The organism is Streptomyces sp. Je 1-4 4N24 (assembly GCF_026239515.1).
In the GTDB taxonomy this organism is placed as follows: domain Bacteria; phylum Actinomycetota; class Actinomycetes; order Streptomycetales; family Streptomycetaceae; genus Streptomyces; species Streptomyces nigrescens.
This window is the reverse complement of the sequence record NZ_CP110836.1, coordinates 5,277,913-5,294,043: the sequence shown is the minus strand read 5'-3', so window position 1 is coordinate 5,294,043 and position 16,131 is coordinate 5,277,913. Positions and strand designations below refer to the sequence as shown.

Below are 16,131 nucleotides of genomic sequence, written 5' to 3'. Positions count from 1 at the left end.
AGACGCTCGTATAGTCGGGGCACCGGTCGGCGAGTGCACCACGACCGAGCGCCACGGCCGAGAGCCACGGCCGCGTGGCGCAGCGCAGGCAGGAGCACCACGTCCCCGAAAGGAACCCCGCCATGTCCGGCACCGTTTCGCCGTCCCCCCGCACCAGGCCACGGACCGTGCTGATCTCCGGCGCGAGCATCGCCGGCCCGGCGCTCGCCCACTGGCTGCACCGCTACGGCTTCGCGGTGACCGTCGTCGAGCGCGCCCCCGAACTGCGGACCGGCGGCTACAAGGTCGACATCCGGGGTGCGGCCGTCGAGGTCGCCGAACGGATGGGAATCCTGGAGGACATCCAGCGCGCCAGTACGGACATGCGGACCGGCGCGTATGTGAACGACGACGGCGAGCGGATCGCCACCCTCCCCGCCGACATCTTCGGCGCCCGGGTCGGCCGGGACGACGAGATCATGCGGGGCGATCTGGCACGCATCCTCTACGAACGCACCCGGGCGGATGTCGAGTACGTCTTCGGCGACTCGATCACATCCCTCACCGAGCGGCCGGATGATCACCACGACGCCCGCCACGACGGCCGCCAGAGCCACGCAGGCCACGCAGGCCACGACACCGACGGCACCTGCGGCGTCGAGGTCACCTTCGAGCGCGGTGCGCCCCGCCGCTTCGACCTCGTCGTCGGCGCGGACGGGCTGCACTCGAACGTCCGGCGGCTGACCTTCGGCCCGGAGGAGCAGTTCGTACGGCACCTCGGGGCGTATATCTCCGCGTTCTCCCTGCCGAACGAACTCGGCCTGGACCGGGAGGAGTTGTACCACGCCGTACCCGGCAAGCTGATCTGCGTCTACAGCTCGTCCGGAGACCCGGCGGCCAAGGGCATGCTCACCTTCCGCTCACCGCGACTGGCCTACGACCATCGCAAACCGGCGGAGCAACTGGCACTGCTGGAGGCCGCGTTCAAGGATGTGGGAGTCGCCCCGTCCGAAGGCTGGACGGAGGTCCCGCGGCTGCTCGAAGCGGCCCGCGAGGCGGACGACTTCTACTTCGACGGACTGCAGTTGATCGAGATGGACCGCTGGTCGCGCGGCCGGGTGGTGCTGCTCGGCGACGCCGCGCACTGCGCCTCACCGGCATCCGGGCAGGGCACCGGGATGGCGCTGGTCGGCGCGTATGTGCTGGCCGGAGCGCTTGCGGAGGCAGGCCGCGGCCCGGAGGAGGCGTTCGACCGCTACGAGAAGGAGATGCGCGGCTATGTCGCGGTCAATCATGCGCTGGCGGCGAAGTTCGCGAAGGAAATGACGGCGGACTCCCGGCGGCAGATCCGGTTCCGTCATCTGATGATGCGGATCCTGCCGCACATGCCGTGGAAGAACCTGGTCGCGAAGAAGATCGCCGAGGACGTCCAGCGCGGCGCCAACGCGATCACCCTCCAGGACCATCCGGTACCGGCCGCCGCCACCGGTCGCGCTCCGGCCGACGGATGCCCGACGTACGCTGCCTGACATGACCGATCACCCCGCGCACCAGGACTCCCCGGACGCCACGCCCGCCGACGCCCCGGCGCACCACTCCGACGACGCGGAATCCCAGGCGTTCCGCGAGTTGCTGCGCGGGCTGCGGGTCTGGGACGTCGAACTGCCGTCGTTCGACCCGGCGACGGCCCCGGCCGAACCGCTCCCGCTGTTCCGGCAGTGGCTGCGCGAGGCCGCCGAGGCCGGTGTCCCCGAGCCGCACACCATGACGCTCGCCACGGCGGACGCGGCCGGCGCCCCCTCCGTACGGACCCTGATGCTGCATGACGCCGATGAGCGCGGCTGGCACTTCGCCTCGCACCGCGGCAGCCGCAAGGGCCGCGAACTGGCCGTACGACCGCGGGCGGCGCTCGGCTTCTACTGGCCGGCGGTCGGCCGCCAGGTGCGGGTCCACGGGCCGGTGACGGCGGCGGGCCCCGAGGAGAGCGCCGCCGATCTGCACCGCCGCTCCACGGGCGCGCTGGCCGCGGCACTCGTCGGCCGGCAGAGCGAGGTGCTCGGCTCGGTACAGGAGATGGCGCGCGCCTCGGAGGCGGCCTGGGAGCGCGCCCGGCGCGAGCCGGAGGCGCCGGTGCCGAGCTGGACGCTGTATGTGCTGCACCCCGAGGAGGTCGAGTTCTTCCAGGGCGATGCGCAGCGCCGTCACGTGCGGCTCAACTATCGCTATGAGGACGGGCGTTGGACGCAGGAGCTGCTCTGGCCGTGAGGCGCTGGCGGACGGGGCGGACCGGTCGGCTCGGACGGACCGGCCGGCTCGGACGGACCGAGTGCACGGAGCGCCACCCGCTCCGCCCGCTCCGCCCTCACAGCTGCTGATACATGATGTGCAGCCCCACATAGCCCTTGGTGGGGTGCAGGAAGCCCTCGGGGAGGGTCGTCATGATCTGGAATCCCAGGGACTTCCAGAGTGCGACGGCACCGGTGTTGGTCTCCACCACGGCGTTGAACTGCATCGCGCGGTAGCCCTCGGCGCGGGCCCAGGCCAGTACGTGCTCCCCCAGGGCCCGGCCGACGCCGCGTCCGGCGTACTGCGGATCGATCATGAAGCTGGCGCCGGCGATATGCGAGGCGCCGCCCATGTGGTTGGGGTTCATCTTGGCCGTACCGAGGACGGTGCCGGAGTCGTCGACGGCGACGACCGTGCGGCCGGGCGGTGTCAGCAGCCACATCTCGCGGCCCGTGGCCTCGTCGAGGTCCCGCGGAAAGGTGTAGGTCTCCCCGGCCGCCACGATGGTGTGGAAGAAGGGCCAGATGGCGGGCCAGTCGGCCGCGGTCGCCTCACGAATCAGCACGGCCACAGCATGCCTCGGGCCCGGCCGGCCCGCCACCGGAATTCGCCGGGGGCCTGGCCGGGGGGCGGGGCGCCGGGGCTCCGAGGGTGCGGGTTGCTCACACCGGCCGGAAGACGGGGATGGCGACCGCGGCGCCCTCACCCCCGAGGTTGCCCTCGCCCGCTCCCCGGAAGTGGACCACGAGCGGCATCCCGATCCGCAGCTCCCGCTCCGGGCAGTCGATGATCTCGGTCATCATCCGGGGGCCCTCGGTGAGATCGACCACGGCCGCGACGTACGGGACCCGGTCGCCGAACGGCGGGAGATCGTTACGGTGCACGACGGACCAGGTGTAGAGGGTGGCGCGGCCGGCGGCCGGCTCCCAGCAGACGTCCTCACTCCAGCAATACGGGCAGAACTCGCGCGGATAGTGGTGGGCCGCACCGCAGCCCTCGGCCCGGCAGCGACGCAACAGCAGCCGCCCCTCGGCCGCCGCGTCCCAGTACGGCCGGGTGAAGGCATCCACCTCCGGCAGATCGAACCGCACGGCGCCCCGCGAGGCGCTCCGTGCCGCGCCTGGTGCTGCGCCCGGCGCCGCGCTCCGCGCCCCCACCGCCCCGGCAACCCCGGCAGCACCCCCCGCCCTGGCAGCCCCGCCCGTCACTGGAACACCCCCAGCACCTCGTCGAACGCCCCTGTCGGCCGCCTCATCGCGAACAGGGCGACGAGGGAGATCAGCGTCGCCATGGCGTTCCGCCCCTGCTCCGCCCCGCCATGGTGCATCGGCACCGGAGCCCCACCGAGCCAGCTCGTCCGCATCCCGCACACCCTCCCGCTGCCGCACCGGGCGTCGGGTCCCGGCACCATACGCCGCGCCGGACACTCACCCCGCTCACCCCTGACGGTACGTCAGTTCAGCTGACGCGGACCGGGTGCGCAAGGGGGCCGACGCGGTCCGCCCGCGCGCCACAGTGGACGGAGGCGCGCAACCTTTCCCTTGCAGGACCATTCCTGACAGGGCGTCAGTTTAGTAATCTGACTATGCGTCAGTTATTGGAGAGCCGTCACACAGGAGCGGGCGTCTGCGATGCTTGGATCGACTCACGGCACCCTCACCACTCACTCCCGGCCGGCCCGCGTCGTGGCCTGTGGGGAGCAACCACCACACACCGTCCACGGTATGAGTGAACCGCACCGCGACGGCGGGGGACAGGGCGCCTGCCCCGTCGACCGGGATGTCAGCGGCCGTCCACTGCACGCTCCGGTGCCCGACCTGGACCGGTTCTTCCGGCCCGAGTCCGTGGCGGTGATCGGCGCCTCGGACCGCGAGGGCCGCCCCAACACCGGCATCACCCGTCAGCTGATCGCCTGGGCGGAACGGGTCGGTGCCCGGCTCCACCCCGTCAACCCGGGACGCACCGAGGTCTTCGGGCAGCCCTGCCATGCCGGCGTCGCCGATCTGCCGGAACCCGTCGATCTCGCGGTCCTCCTGGTCGGCGACCCGCTGCCGGTCATCGAGCAACTCGCCGAGGCCAAGGTGAAGTTCGTGGTGGCCTTCGCCTCCGGGTTCGCCGAGACCGGCGAGCGCGGTGCGGCCGCCCAGGCCCGGCTGGCCGAGGCCGTCGCCCGCTCCGGCCTGCGGCTGCTCGGCCCGAACACCAACCTCAACGCCTTCGAGAAGTTCCGTACGGACCTGGACGGACCGGCCATCGCCCTCATCACCCAGTCAGGCCACCAGGGCCGTCCCGTCTTCAGCCTCCAGGAACTGGGCATCCGCCTTTCGCACTGGGCCCCCACCGGCAACGAGGCCGACCTGGAGACCGCCGACTTCCTCTCCTACTTCGCCACCCGTCCCGAGGTCGGCGCCATCGCCGCCTATGTAGAAGGCCTCAAGGACGGCCGCAGTTTTCTGCTGGCCGCCGACCGCGCCGCCCGCAACAAGGTGCCCGTCGTCGCCGTCAAGGTCGGCCGCACCGAGACCGGCGCCCGGACGGCCGCGTCGCACACCGGCAAGCTCACCGGCGCGGACGAGGTCGTGGACGCCGCCATGCGGCAGTTCGGGGTGATCCGGGTGGACGGGCTCGACGAGCTGCAGGACACCGCGACGCTGCTGGCCCGCGCCAGGAAGCCCACCGCCGAGGGCGTCGCCGTCTATTCGATCTCCGGCGGCACCGGCGCCCACTTCGCCGATCTGGCGACCGCGGCCGGTCTGCGGCTGCCCGCCCTCGCCGCCGCCAAGCAGGCCGAACTGCACCAGTGGATACCCGACTACCTCCACGTCGCCAATCCGGTCGACAACGGCGGTCACCCGGTCGGTGACTGGCGCGGCCGCAAGATCCTCGACGCGATCCTGGCCGACCCCTCCATCGGCATACTGATCTGCCCGATCACCGGCCCCTTCCCGCCGATGAGCGACAAGCTCGCGCAGGACCTGGTGGACGCGGCGGAGCAGACGGACAAGCTGGTGTGTGTGGTGTGGGGCTCGCCGGTCGGGACGGAGGACGCCTACCGCCACACCCTCCTCGGCTCCTCTCGGGTGGCGACCTTCCGCACCTTCGCCAACTGCATCACCGCGGTCCGCGCCTACCTCGACCACCACCGCTTCGTCGACGGCTACCGCTCCCCCTTCGACGACGCCCCCCGCGTCCTGTCCCCGTCGGCACGCAAGGCGCACGCCCTGATGCGGCCGGGCCAGCAGCTCAGCGAGCACGCGGCGAAGCAGCTGCTGCGCGCCTACGGCATCCGGGTCCCGCGCGAACAGCTGGTGACCAGCGCGGCGGCGGCCGTACGGGCCGCGAGCCTGGTCGGCTATCCCGTGGTCATGAAGGCCTCCGGGCCGCAGCTCGCGCACAAGACCGAACTCGGCCTGGTCAAGGTCCATCTGACCTCGGCCAGCCAGGTCAGGGACGCCTACCGCGAGCTCACCGACATCGCCCGCTACGAGGACACCCCGCTGGACGGGGTGCTGGTCTGCCAGATGATCGAGCGGGGTGTCGAGATGGTCGTCGGCGTCACCCGGGACAGCCTCTTCGGGCCGACCGTGACCGTCGGCCTCGGCGGGGTGCTCGTGGAGGTCCTGCAGGACGTCGCGGTGGGCGTACCGCCCTTCGGTGAGGACCAGGCGCGCGCGATGCTCGACGAACTCCGCGGCCGCGCCCTCCTGGACGGTGTGCGCGGAGCGCCGCCCGCGGATATCGACGCGCTGGTCGAGGTCGTCCTGAGAGTGCAGCGGATGGCGCTCGAACTCGGTGACGAACTGGCCGAGCTGGACATCAACCCGCTGGTGGTGCTGCCGCGCGGACAGGGCGCCGTGGCCCTCGACGCGCTCGCCGTCTGCCCTTGACCACACGCGCACCCGCGCCCACCTCCACAGCGCCGGCCACCACGCCGCCGACCGCCATGACCACCCCGACCGCACCCTCTGGAGCCGCTCCCCCATGACACCCTCACCGTCCCCCGGTTCCGTTCCCCCTGCCGAGCCCGGCGAGCCCGCCGCCCGCGCGGAACCCGTCGATTCATTGGTACTGCACACCACTGACAACGGCGTCTCGTGGCTCACCCTCAACCGGCCGGACGCGATGAACGCCCTCACCCGTGACCAGCGCGAATGCCTCATCGGCCGGCTCGCCGACGCCTCGGCCGACCCGGATGTGCGGGCCGTCGTCCTCACCGCGACCGGCAAGGGATTCTGCGCCGGCGCCGATCTGCGCGGTTCGCCGTCGGCCGGTGAACGGGTCGCCGGTGATGTCGCCCGGCTGATCCGGGACGGCGCCCAGCGGCTCATCACGGCGGTGCTGGACTGCGAAAAGCCGGTCATCGCCGCCGTCAACGGCACCGCGGCCGGGCTCGGCGCCCATCTCGCGCTCGCCTGCGACCTGGTGCTGGCGGCCGAATCGGCCCGCTTCATCGAGGTGTTCGTCCGCCGGGGCCTGGCCCCGGACGGCGGCGGCGCCTACCTCCTGCCGCGGCTGATCGGCCCGCAGCGCGCCAAGGAGCTGCTGTTCTTCGGGGACGCCGTACCGGCCGCCGAAGCGGAACGACTGGGTCTGGTCAACCGGGTCGTGCCGGACGGTGAGCTGGCGAAGACGGCCCGGGAGTGGGCCGAGCGGCTGGCGGCCGGCCCGACCCGCGCACTGGCCCTGACCAAACAGCTGGTCAACGCCTCGCTCGACACCGACCGGGCCACGGCCTTCGCCGCCGAGGCCACCGCGCAGGAGATCAATATGACGACGGCGGACGCACAGGAGGGGGTCGCCTCCTTCGTCGCGCGTCGCCATCCGGTGTTCCGGGGACGGTGACCCTCCCCAGGCCGCGTTCCCGGAGCCCCCGCGGGCCTACTTCACCCCGGCCGGGCACTCCGGCACCTCACTGGTGTTCCGCGTCCGCACCCCCGGCAGCCAGCCCCGCACCCCCTGCCCGCTGGTGACCAGATACCAGCGGGTGGAGGTGATGCCCGCTTCGTCGCGGACCATCCGGCCGTCCGTCACCACACAGCGCGCCGCCAGCGCATCGCCGTGCCAGACCCGGCCGGCGGAATTGCCGCGCTCGGCGTACTTGGCGTGCGGGTCGTTGGCCAGTCGCAGCGCGCACTCCAGGGAGCGGCCCGTGCGGCAGGCCCGCTCGCTGTTGTGGACCGTTATCTTCACCGTCGGCGGCGGCCCCGCGGGCTGCAGGGTGACGGGCCCGGGACGCACCAGCCACCACACCCCCAGCGCCACCGCGGCCACCGCCGCCGCCACCACGAGCATGACCATGCGCGGCCGCCTCTGGGACAGCGGCAGCACGACGGGTGCCTGCTCCGTGCCCGGGTCCCTGATGCGGTCCCACAGGCCGGGCGGTGTCTCGATCTGTTCGTCCGCGAGCCGTAGCCGTGCGCGCAGCAGCGCCTCGGCATCGTCCCCGGCTCCGTCGCCCCGGCCACCGCCGAGGTCCAGGCCGTCGCCGCCCGCACCGCCCGCACCGCCGTCGTAGCGTGGCCCCACGCCCACCGTGCCGTTCACCTCCCGGCCTGCCCGTGCTCCGATTCAACGAGGTAGGCGCGCAGCCTGTCCAGCGCACGGGCGCGATGGCGGGCGGCGGTGCCACGATGCACCTTCATTATCTTGGCGGCCTGGTCGATGGTGTAGCCGTCGAGGTCGACGAGGATAACGATGCCGGCCTGCCGGTGCGACAACCGCCCTAACAGGCGCACCGCTTCGATCTCGGCCTGCCGCCGCTCCACGCCGCCGTCCCAGCCACCGGGCGCCCCGCCGAGGCCCCCACCGGCGCCGCCTCCCGCACCGGCCTCCTCGACGCCCTCCAGACCGTCGACCAGCACCTGGCGCCGGTCCTTGCGGTAGGCGTCGCGGGCGACGTTGAGGACGGCGGTGAAGGCGTAGGCGTACGGCTCGGGATGTGCGAGGAAACGCTGTGGCCGGGCCGCGAGTTTGAGATACGCCTCGTGCACCACATCCTCCGCGGACTGTCTCGATCCGGCCAGCATCACCGCCCTCCGGTACAACCGGGGCAGCAGCCCACAGAAGACCTCGTCGAAGGTGGGTGACGCGGCAGACGAAGCTGACGATGATGTCGCATCGGCCATGTACCGGAACTCTCCCCCGTGCTCGGCTACGGACGCGGCCGGAGTGGACGCTACCCGCGCGGACGACACGCAATCAGAAATCCGGCCCCCAATTTCCCCAGAATCCGCCGCAGATCACCCCGAGTAACCGGGAAACCACACCTGTGAGTGGTGCCCGCTCCGCACGCCTTCACATCTGACATGCCATCAGATTCAATAAGGGCATGATGGGACACGCGGGAATGGCGGCCACGGTCGTGCGATACCTACGCTCCGTCGGCGCGCCCACCACGGCCGCCGAATCGTCCCCCGCCACCCCGCTGCCGCGGCCCACGCTGCGCGCCGTACGCGAGGACGAGCGCGCCCCTCTGGACCCGGCCGAATTCCGCTCCGTCCTGGGGCACTTCGCCAGCGGCGTCACGGTCATCACGGCCCCCGGGGAGCCGGGCCCGGCCGGTTTCGCCTGCCAGTCCTTCGCCTCGCTCTCACTCGACCCGCCGCTGGTGACGTTCATGGTGGCGCGCACGTCGACCACCTGGCCGCTGATCGCCCGCGCCGGGGTGTTCTGCGTCAACATCCTCGGCGCCGGACAGGGCGACCTGTGCCGCGGGTTCGCGGTCAGCGGCGGCGACAAGTTCGCCGGCGTCGCCTACAAGGCCGCGCCGGCGACCGGCTCCCCACGACTGGCGGACGTCCCCGCCTGGATCGACTGCACCGTGCAGGCCGTCCACACCGGCGGCGACCATCTCATCGTGGTCGGCCGGGTCGAGGCCCTCGGCACCGACCCGGCCGCCGCCGCGAACGGCCCGCTCCTCTTCCACCGGGGAGCCTTCGGGCAGTTCCGGCCGTGAGGGCGGCGGTACACCGACGAGCGCCGACCGGCCCGGCCTCGGAGGTTCATACCCCGGACAACAGGCCCGCCCCGAGAACGCCTGCGCCCTCTCGGCCCGGCATTGGGGATCAGCGCTGGGCCGTGACCACCCGCCCGTCCCCCGGGCCCTCCCTCCGCTGCCGGATGACCAGGGCCATCAGCGCCGCGACGGCGCACAGTGCGCCGGACGCGTACCAGACCGGGTTGTACGTACCGAACGCATCGCGCGCCAGGCCGCCCAGGAAGGCGATCAGCGCGGCGCCCACCTGATGGGCGGCCAGCACCCAGCCGAAGACGATCGCGCCGTCGTCGCCGTAGTGCTCGCGGCACAGGGCGATGGTCGGCGGGACGGTCGCCACCCAGTCGAGGCCGTAGAAGACGATGAAGAAGACCATCGGCGGGTGGACGGTGTCGGACAGCAGCAGCGGCAGGAACATCAGCGACAGGCCGCGCAGTCCGTAGTAGGTGGCCAGCAGCCTGCGGGTGTTGAAGCGGTCGGTGAACCAGCCGGACGCGATGGTTCCGGCGATATCGAAGATGCCGATCACCGCGAGCAGCGAGGCGGCCGCCGTCATCGGCATGCCATGGTCGTGCGCCGCGGGCACGTGGGGGTCCCCCCTGCTCCTTAAGAGCTTGGGGGAGGGTCTTGACCAGGCCGTTCGTCGTGGCACCGCAGATCGCGAAGGTGCCCGCCAGCAGCCAGAACGGTCCCGTACGCGCAGCCGAGAGCAGCGCCCGTACGGCACGCCGGGCCGCGCCCCGCTGAGGCGGCGGCTTGGGGAGGAACTCCGTCGCCCCGTACGGCGCGACGCCCACGTCCGCCGGGTGGTCGCGCAGCAGCAGCCACACCAGCGGGACGACGGCGAGCGCGGCGAGCGCGACGGTCACCGCGGCCGGCCGCCAGTCGTGCCGGTCGATGATCCAGGAGAGGAGCGGGAGGAAGACCAGCTGTCCGGAGGCGCCGACCGCGGTGAGGATGCCGGTGACCAGCCCGCGCCGGGCGGTGAACCAGCGGCCGGTGACCGTCGCCGCGAAGGCCAGCGCCATCGAGCCGCTGCCCAGACCCACCAGCACACCCCAGGACAGGACGAGTTGCCAGCTCGCGGTCATGAAGACGGTCAGCCCGGCGCCGGCCGCAATCACCGTCAGGGCGACCGCCACCACCCGCCGGATGCCGAACCGGTCCATCAGCGCGGCGGCGAACGGCGCCGTCAGCCCATAGAGCGCGAGGTTCACCGACACCGCAAAACCGATGGTGCCGCGCGACCAGTGGAACTCGGCGTGCAGCGGCTCGATGAGCAGGCCGGGGAGGGAGGCGAAACCGGCCGCGCCGATGATGGTGAGGAAGGTGACGGCGGCGACGGACCAGGCCCGGTGCGGGCGCCGCCGACGGGGCGCCGGGGCAGGGGCGGGGTCCGCCGTACGCAGGGGAAGTTCGGGTGTCTGGGTCACCGGAGCAGCTTCGTGCGTCACCCCCGGGCGGAACGAGTGGCCGGAAGGCCAGGGTTCATCAGGATCGGGCCAGGGCCCTAGCCGAACGTCAGCACACCCCGGGCCACCCGCCCATGATGTGCGTCGTCCGCCGCCGTCGCGAAGTCCTCCACCGGATACGTCCGGGTCACCAACTCGTCCAGCAGCAGCCGCCCTTCGCGGTACAGCCGGGCGTACAGCGCAATGTCCCGCTGGGGCCGCGCCGACCCGTAACGGCAGCCCAGTATCGACTTGTCGAGATACATCGACGACACCAGGAACGAGGCCTCCGCGGTGGCCGGCGGCACACCGAGCAGCACCGCCTGGCCGTGCCGGTCCAGCAGATCGACGGCCTGCCGGATCAGCCGGGTACTGCCCACACACTCGAAGGCGTGGTCGGCGCCGGTCGGCAGGATCTCCTTCACCGCCTTGACGCTGTCGGCCACCGCCGACGCGTCGATGAAGTGCGTCGCCCCGAACTGCCGGGCCGCCGCCTCCTTCGCGGGGTTGGCGTCCACCGCCACGATCACCGACGCCCCGGCGATCCGCGCCCCCTGGAGCACATTGAGGCCGATCCCGCCGGCCCCGATCACCACGACCGAGTCCCCGCGATCCACCTTCGCCCGGTTGAGCACCGCCCCGACGCCGGTCAGTACCCCGCACCCGATCAGCGCGGCCGAGGTCAGCGGGATGTCCTCGGCGATCTTCACGGCCTGCACCGCCTTGACGACCGTACGCTCCGCGAACGCCGAGTTCGACGCAAAGCTGAACAGCTCGCGCTCGCCCCGCCAAAACGGCTTCTGCGGCATCCCGATCGCCTTCCGGCACATCGTCGGGCGCCCCCGGTCGCACTCCGCGCACGCCCCGCAGTTGGCCAGCGTCGACAGCGCGACATGATCGCCGGGCGCCACATGGCCGACGCCCGCGCCCACGGCCTCGACCACCCCGGCGCCCTCGTGCCCCAGCACCACCGGCACCGGAAACGGAATGGTCCCGTCGACCACCGACAGATCGCTGTGACACAGTCCCGCGGCCCGGATCCCGACCAGCACCTCACCCGGGCCCGGATCCCGCACCTCCAGGTCGTCCACGACCCGGGGCTGCTCGCCGTCGAATATGACGCCTCTCATCACCGCTCCAGTCTGGGCAGGCCGAGCACGCGCTCGGCGATGATGTTGCGCTGGATCTCGTCCGAGCCGCCGTAGAGGGTGTCGGCCCGGGTGAACAGGAACAGCCGCTGGAGTGCGTCGAGTTCATACGGAGCCCGCGCGGTCCAGTCGACGGGCCCGAGCGCCGCCGCGGCGCCCCGCACCCGCATCGCCAGCTCCCCGAGCCGCTGATGCCAGCCGCCCCACAGCAGCTTCGCCACACTCGGCGCCCCCGCGTCCCCGGCGGCACCCAGGGTCCGCAGCGCGTTCCACCGCATGACCTTCAACTCGGCCCACTGTCCGACGAGTTGCTCACGTAGCACCGGATCCCGCAGCGACCCACAGCGCACCGCGGCGGCGATCACGGCGGCCAGCTCCGCGGCGAACCCGATCTGCTGCACGAGCGTGGACACCCCCCGCTCCCGCGCCAGCAGCCCCATCGCCACCCGCCAGCCCGCGCCCTCCCCACCCACCACGTGCGGGGCCATCGCCCCGTCGAAGAACACCTCGTTGAACTCCGCCGTCCCCGACATCTGCCGGATCGGCCGCACCTCGATCCGCCCCGGCTGGTCCATCGGCACCAGCAGGAACGAGAGCCCCCGGTGCCGCCGCTCCCCCGGATCCGTCCGCGCCAGCACGAAGCACCAGTCGGCCTCCCTGGCCAGCGACGTCCAGATCTTCTGCCCGCTGACGCGATGGCCACCGCCGTCGCGGACCGCCACCGTGCGCAGCCCCGCCAGATCCGACCCCGCCTCCGGCTCGCTGTAGCCCTGGCACCACAGCTCCTCCCCCCGGGCGATGGCCGGCAGAAACCGCCGCCGCTGCGCCTCGTCCCCCTCCGCGATCAGCGTCGGCGCCAGCAGGTTCTCCCCGATGTGCCCCACCCGCCCCGGCGCCCCGGCCCGCGCATACTCCTCGGCCCACACGACCTGCTGGGTCAGACTCCCCACCCGGTTCCCGTACGCACCCTCCGCACACTCCCACCCGAGCCCGATCCACCCCCCACTCCCCAGCTCCCGCTCCCACGCCCGCCGCCCCCCGACCCCCTCGTACGCACCGACGAGATGACCCTCCAGCCACTCCCGAGCCTCCGCCCGAAACGCCTCGCCTTCTTGCCCGAACTCAAAGTCCACAACGCCCTCCCAGGCCCGCCCCCACCAACCCCCAGAACTCCCACCCACGGGAGGGGACGGGCCGGACACCCACCCGCCCGCCGCAGGCACAACGGTGAGAAACACCCACGGCGGGACAGCCGACAACGTCGCCCGGGGCCCGCGCAGCGGACCGGCGACAAACCCCCACGGCGGGACAGCCGACAACGTAGGCCCGCCACCTACCGATTCGGCCGCGCCTTCGCCTCGGCCGCGGCAGCCATCCCCGCCACCCGCCCCAGCATCGGCATCGGATCCGTCCCCACCGACCCCGGCAACACCTCCGCCACCCGCTCCGGCGTCCACCCGCCCCCCTCGGCATATACGGAGCGCAGCTCCACCGGCTGGGCCCAGACGGCGATCTTCGGCCCGGCGACCGTATAGACCTGCCCGGTGATCTCCCGGGCGCGCTCGCTCAGCAGATAGACGACCAGCGCCGCCACGTCCTCCGGCTCACCGATCTCCGTCAGCTCCATCGGCACCTTCGCCGACATCCGCGTGCGCGCGACGGGCGCCACCGCATTGGCCGTGACCCCGTACTTGTGCAGCCCGAGCGCGGCGCTCCGCACCAGCGAGATGATCCCGCCCTTCGCGGAGGCGTAGTTGGCCTGGGAAACCGACCCCTGGTGATTCCCGCTGGTGAAGCCCACCAGGGCCCCGGACCCTTGGCGCCGCATCACCGCGGCCGCCGCCCGGAACACCGTGAACGTCCCCTTCAGATGAGTGGCGACCACCGGGTCCCACTCCTCCTCGGTCATGTTGAAGAGCATCCGCTCGCGCAGGATCCCGGCCACGCACACCACGCCGTCGATCCGTCCGTACTGCGCCAGCGCGGTGTCCACGATCCGCTGGCCGCCGGCCATGGTCGACACATCGTCGGCGACCGCGGCCGCGACTCCTCCCGCCGCCTCGATCTCCTTCACCACGGACTCGGCGATCTCGCTGCTGGGTGCGCCGCCCTCGATGGAGACCCCGTAGTCGTTGACGACCACCTTCGCGCCCTGTTCCGCGCAGGCGAGGGCGACCGCCCGGCCGATGCCGCGGCCCGCCCCCGTGACGGCGATCACCTTGCCGGCCAAGAAGTTCCCCATGGCGTGACCCTTCCCGCAGTTTCTGACGGACCGTTAGATTTTTGAGCAGACCCGGTACGAACACAAGACCCCGGGCCGAACCCGGCCCGGGCGCCCCGAGGAGGGCCCATGCCCCTGCCGCAGGAGTTCCACGAGATCGCCAAACGCGTGAACAACTGGGGGCGTTGGGGCGCGGACGACGAGATCGGCACGCTCAACCTGATCACCGGCCAGGTCGTCCGGGAGGCCGCCGCCGGCATCCGCAGCGGCCGCCGCATCCCGCTCGCCCTGCCCCTCCGGCACGACGGCGTACAGACCGGCCTGATCCCGGGCCGGGTCAATCCGCTGCACACCATGACGGCCGTCAACCAGGAGATCTTCGGCCCCGGTACGGTCGCGACCTCGGACGACGCGGTCACCATGGGCCTGCAGTCCGCCACCCACTGGGACGGCCTCACCCATGCCTCCCACTCCGGGCGGCTCTACAACAACCGCCCCGCCGACTCGGTCACCGCGCACGACGGCGCCACCTGCCTCGGCATCGAGAAGGCCACCCCGGTCGTCTCCCGCGGCGTCCTCCTCGACGTGGCCCGAGTGCACGGAACCGACGTACTGCCCGGCGGGCACGCCGTCACACCGGAGGACCTGGACGCCGCCGAGGAACTGGCCGGGACGACGGTCCGGGCCGGCGATATCGTCCTCGTCCGGACCGGACAGCTGCGGCACTATCTCGCGGGCGACCGGCAGGCCTACGCCTTCCCGTCACCCGGCCTGTCGCTGCGCACACCAGAGTGGTTCCACGCACGCGATGTCGCGGCGGTCGCCAACGACACCCTGACCTTCGAGATCTTCCCGCCGGAGATCGAGAACCTGTGGATGCCGGTGCACGCCCTCCACCTCGTGGAGATGGGCATGCTGCAGGGCCAGAACTGGAATCTGGAGGAGCTGTCGACGGCCTGCGCGGAAGAGGGCCGCTTCGCGTTCTTCCTGTCCGCGATGGCCGAACCGTTCGTCGGAGCGTCCGGTGCGCCGGTCGCCCCCGTGGCGATCCTCTGAGGCGGTCCTCCGAGGCGGTCCTCCGAGGCGGCCGCGTTTCGCGTCGAGTCGCCGGCCACACCGGCCGGCGACTCGACGACGCCCGGCCGACCAGGTGGCGGTGCGCTCATGCGCGCCCCGAGCACGGCACCGCGGACCGCCACCCTTCCCCGGCTCCCGCCGGGCCCCCGACCAGGCCACGATCCGCACTCGTCAAGACCCCGGACCGGAATCCCGGCCCTCCCGGCGGCCTCGGCGTCCCCTCACGGCGCATCGCTTCACCCAAGAGTGATCAACTGAGCACGCCACGTCAACACCTGGTCTGGACTAATTTCGTTACACCCGATTCGCCCTACCTGGCGGCGGTGCGCCGGTGGTGCGCCGATCGGCGCGATTACGCCTGGTGTGTCACGGCACGTGAGGCCGTGCAATGGGGCTCATAAGCGCCCAGATCGGACCCGGCTGCCAACAGCAGTGGCCGGCCGCGGTCCACCTCGCACCAGATCCGCTTGCCGGCGCCCTCCTGCTGCCAGCCCCAGCGGTCGGCGAGACCGTCGACCAGCTCCAGGCCGCGGCCGTTGGTGTCGTCGCCGTCGGCGTGCCGCTGGCGCGGCGGGCGGGCGCTGGCGTCCACCACTTCGACCCGGACCGTGCCCACCACGGCACCCGAGCCGGAGAAACACATCCGCAGCTCGGCCGCCGCGCCGGTGTGCACCACGGCGTTGGTGACGAGCTCGGAGATCAACAGGATCAGCGTCTCCGCGAGCGGCTCATCGACCCCTATACCGGAACCCACGAGCCGCGACCGGGCCCACCGCCGGGCCCGCCCCACCTCCGCGGGGTCGGGCCGTACGTCCAACTGCACCTGAAGCACCTGCACCGCTCACACCATCCGAACCGGCGGAAACATCGCCTCGCGCCTCCACGGAGTCACGGTGCGTGACCCCGGCGATGCACAGCATGGTTGACGTTGAGTCACCCCAACAAGCGCTTCGGGCATATTCCAGCGCAAGGGAG

At 72.2% G+C, this 16,131-nt stretch carries 15 protein-coding genes and 1 pseudogene; 6 read left to right on the top strand and 10 right to left on the bottom strand.

Annotation, left to right across the window (positions count from 1 at the left end; genetic code table 11):
- Positions 1-122: 122 nt before the first annotated feature.
- Both SLV14N_RS23270 and SLV14N_RS23265 read left to right on the top strand, forming a co-directional pair.
- Positions 123-1,508: an FAD-dependent monooxygenase gene (locus tag SLV14N_RS23270; RefSeq protein ID WP_263270890.1), complete on the top strand. Its 1,386-nt coding sequence runs from the start codon at positions 123-125 to the stop codon at positions 1,506-1,508.
- A 1-nt stretch (position 1,509) separates the two neighbouring features.
- Positions 1,510-2,244 carry a pyridoxal 5'-phosphate synthase gene (locus SLV14N_RS23265; protein WP_263270889.1) on the top strand — a complete coding sequence of 245 codons (735 nt, stop codon included), beginning with the start codon at positions 1,510-1,512 and terminating at the stop codon, positions 2,242-2,244.
- A gap of 97 nt (positions 2,245-2,341) precedes the next feature.
- Here SLV14N_RS23265 and SLV14N_RS23260 read toward each other — a convergent pair whose 3' ends face one another.
- The 3 genes from SLV14N_RS23260 to SLV14N_RS23250 all read right to left on the bottom strand — a co-directional run bounded on the left by SLV14N_RS23260 (position 2,342) and on the right by SLV14N_RS23250 (position 3,628).
- Positions 2,342-2,830 carry a GNAT family N-acetyltransferase gene (locus tag SLV14N_RS23260; RefSeq protein WP_208683242.1) on the bottom strand — a complete coding sequence of 163 codons (489 nt, stop codon included), beginning with the start codon at positions 2,828-2,830 and terminating at the stop codon, positions 2,342-2,344.
- A 97-nt stretch (positions 2,831-2,927) separates the two neighbouring features.
- Entirely contained in the window at positions 2,928-3,356 is a 429-nt protein-coding gene (locus tag SLV14N_RS23255; protein WP_208683240.1) for a Zn-ribbon domain-containing OB-fold protein, read from the bottom strand.
- Between the two features lie 113 nt (positions 3,357-3,469).
- Positions 3,470-3,628, bottom strand: coding sequence for a hypothetical protein (locus SLV14N_RS23250; RefSeq protein ID WP_263270887.1), 159 nt, complete (start codon positions 3,626-3,628; stop codon positions 3,470-3,472).
- A 268-nt stretch (positions 3,629-3,896) separates the two neighbouring features.
- Here SLV14N_RS23250 and SLV14N_RS23245 point away from each other — a divergent pair, with 268 nt between their 5' ends.
- Positions 3,897-6,152 (top strand): acetate--CoA ligase family protein, encoded by a 2,256-nt coding sequence (locus SLV14N_RS23245; protein ID WP_263270885.1) that lies wholly within the window; start codon positions 3,897-3,899, stop codon positions 6,150-6,152.
- Positions 6,153-6,246: 94 nt separating this feature from the next.
- The gene (locus SLV14N_RS23240) at positions 6,247-7,107 is read left to right on the top strand and encodes an enoyl-CoA hydratase/isomerase family protein (protein WP_259670468.1); all 861 of its coding nucleotides are present in this window, start codon (positions 6,247-6,249) and stop codon (positions 7,105-7,107) included.
- 36 nt (positions 7,108-7,143) lie between these two features.
- Here SLV14N_RS23240 and SLV14N_RS23235 read toward each other — a convergent pair whose 3' ends face one another.
- On the bottom strand, positions 7,144-7,797 hold the full coding sequence (locus tag SLV14N_RS23235; RefSeq protein ID WP_259670467.1) for a hypothetical protein: 654 nt from the start codon (positions 7,795-7,797) through the stop codon (positions 7,144-7,146).
- Between the two features lie 8 nt (positions 7,798-7,805).
- Entirely contained in the window at positions 7,806-8,390 is a 585-nt protein-coding gene (locus SLV14N_RS23230; protein ID WP_263270883.1) for an RNA polymerase sigma factor, read from the bottom strand.
- Between the two features lie 221 nt (positions 8,391-8,611).
- Here SLV14N_RS23230 and SLV14N_RS23225 point away from each other — a divergent pair, with 221 nt between their 5' ends.
- Complete coding sequence (locus SLV14N_RS23225; RefSeq protein ID WP_263273245.1) at positions 8,612-9,220, top strand: flavin reductase family protein; 609 nt, start codon at positions 8,612-8,614, stop codon at positions 9,218-9,220.
- 109 nt (positions 9,221-9,329) lie between these two features.
- On the opposite strand, the pseudogene SLV14N_RS23220 reads toward SLV14N_RS23225, so the two are convergent.
- The 4 genes and pseudogenes from SLV14N_RS23220 to SLV14N_RS23205 form a co-directional block, all read right to left on the bottom strand.
- Positions 9,330-10,692 (bottom strand): annotated as a pseudogene (locus SLV14N_RS23220) (MFS transporter).
- A 77-nt stretch (positions 10,693-10,769) separates the two neighbouring features.
- Entirely contained in the window at positions 10,770-11,840 is a 1,071-nt protein-coding gene (locus tag SLV14N_RS23215) for a Zn-dependent alcohol dehydrogenase (RefSeq protein ID WP_208683233.1), read from the bottom strand.
- Complete coding sequence (locus SLV14N_RS23210; protein WP_263270881.1) at positions 11,840-12,991, bottom strand: acyl-CoA dehydrogenase family protein; 1,152 nt, start codon at positions 12,989-12,991, stop codon at positions 11,840-11,842. The genes SLV14N_RS23215 and SLV14N_RS23210 overlap by 1 nt, the downstream gene beginning before the upstream one ends.
- A gap of 200 nt (positions 12,992-13,191) precedes the next feature.
- The gene (locus SLV14N_RS23205) at positions 13,192-14,100 is read right to left on the bottom strand and encodes an SDR family oxidoreductase (protein ID WP_263270880.1); all 909 of its coding nucleotides are present in this window, start codon (positions 14,098-14,100) and stop codon (positions 13,192-13,194) included.
- Positions 14,101-14,208: 108 nt separating this feature from the next.
- Between SLV14N_RS23205 and SLV14N_RS23200 the strand changes: the two genes are divergently transcribed.
- Positions 14,209-15,135: a cyclase family protein gene (locus tag SLV14N_RS23200; RefSeq protein WP_208683227.1), complete on the top strand. Its 927-nt coding sequence runs from the start codon at positions 14,209-14,211 to the stop codon at positions 15,133-15,135.
- A 373-nt stretch (positions 15,136-15,508) separates the two neighbouring features.
- On the opposite strand, the gene SLV14N_RS23195 is transcribed toward SLV14N_RS23200, so the two are convergent.
- Complete coding sequence (locus tag SLV14N_RS23195) at positions 15,509-15,994, bottom strand: ATP-binding protein (protein WP_208683225.1); 486 nt, start codon at positions 15,992-15,994, stop codon at positions 15,509-15,511.
- Between the last annotated feature and the right edge of the window lie 137 nt (positions 15,995-16,131).

What these genes read in the sequence shown, in the direction of transcription:
- SLV14N_RS23205 (WP_263270880.1), bottom strand. Translation starts at nt 14,100, where the DNA reads ATGGGGAACTTCTTGGCCGGCAAGGTGATCGCCGTCACGGGGGCGGGC.
- SLV14N_RS23250 (WP_263270887.1), bottom strand. Translation starts at nt 3,628, where the DNA reads ATGCGGACGAGCTGGCTCGGTGGGGCTCCGGTGCCGATGCACCATGGC.
- SLV14N_RS23240 (WP_259670468.1), top strand. Translation starts at nt 6,247, where the DNA reads ATGACACCCTCACCGTCCCCCGGTTCCGTTCCCCCTGCCGAGCCCGGC.
- SLV14N_RS23245 (WP_263270885.1), top strand. Translation starts at nt 3,897, where the DNA reads ATGCTTGGATCGACTCACGGCACCCTCACCACTCACTCCCGGCCGGCC.
- SLV14N_RS23215 (WP_208683233.1), bottom strand. Translation starts at nt 11,840, where the DNA reads ATGAGAGGCGTCATATTCGACGGCGAGCAGCCCCGGGTCGTGGACGAC.
- SLV14N_RS23265 (WP_263270889.1), top strand. Translation starts at nt 1,510, where the DNA reads ATGACCGATCACCCCGCGCACCAGGACTCCCCGGACGCCACGCCCGCC.
- SLV14N_RS23225 (WP_263273245.1), top strand. Translation starts at nt 8,612, where the DNA reads ATGGCGGCCACGGTCGTGCGATACCTACGCTCCGTCGGCGCGCCCACC.
- SLV14N_RS23230 (WP_263270883.1), bottom strand. Translation starts at nt 8,390, where the DNA reads ATGGCCGATGCGACATCATCGTCAGCTTCGTCTGCCGCGTCACCCACC.
- SLV14N_RS23270 (WP_263270890.1), top strand. Translation starts at nt 123, where the DNA reads ATGTCCGGCACCGTTTCGCCGTCCCCCCGCACCAGGCCACGGACCGTG.
- SLV14N_RS23200 (WP_208683227.1), top strand. Translation starts at nt 14,209, where the DNA reads ATGCCCCTGCCGCAGGAGTTCCACGAGATCGCCAAACGCGTGAACAAC.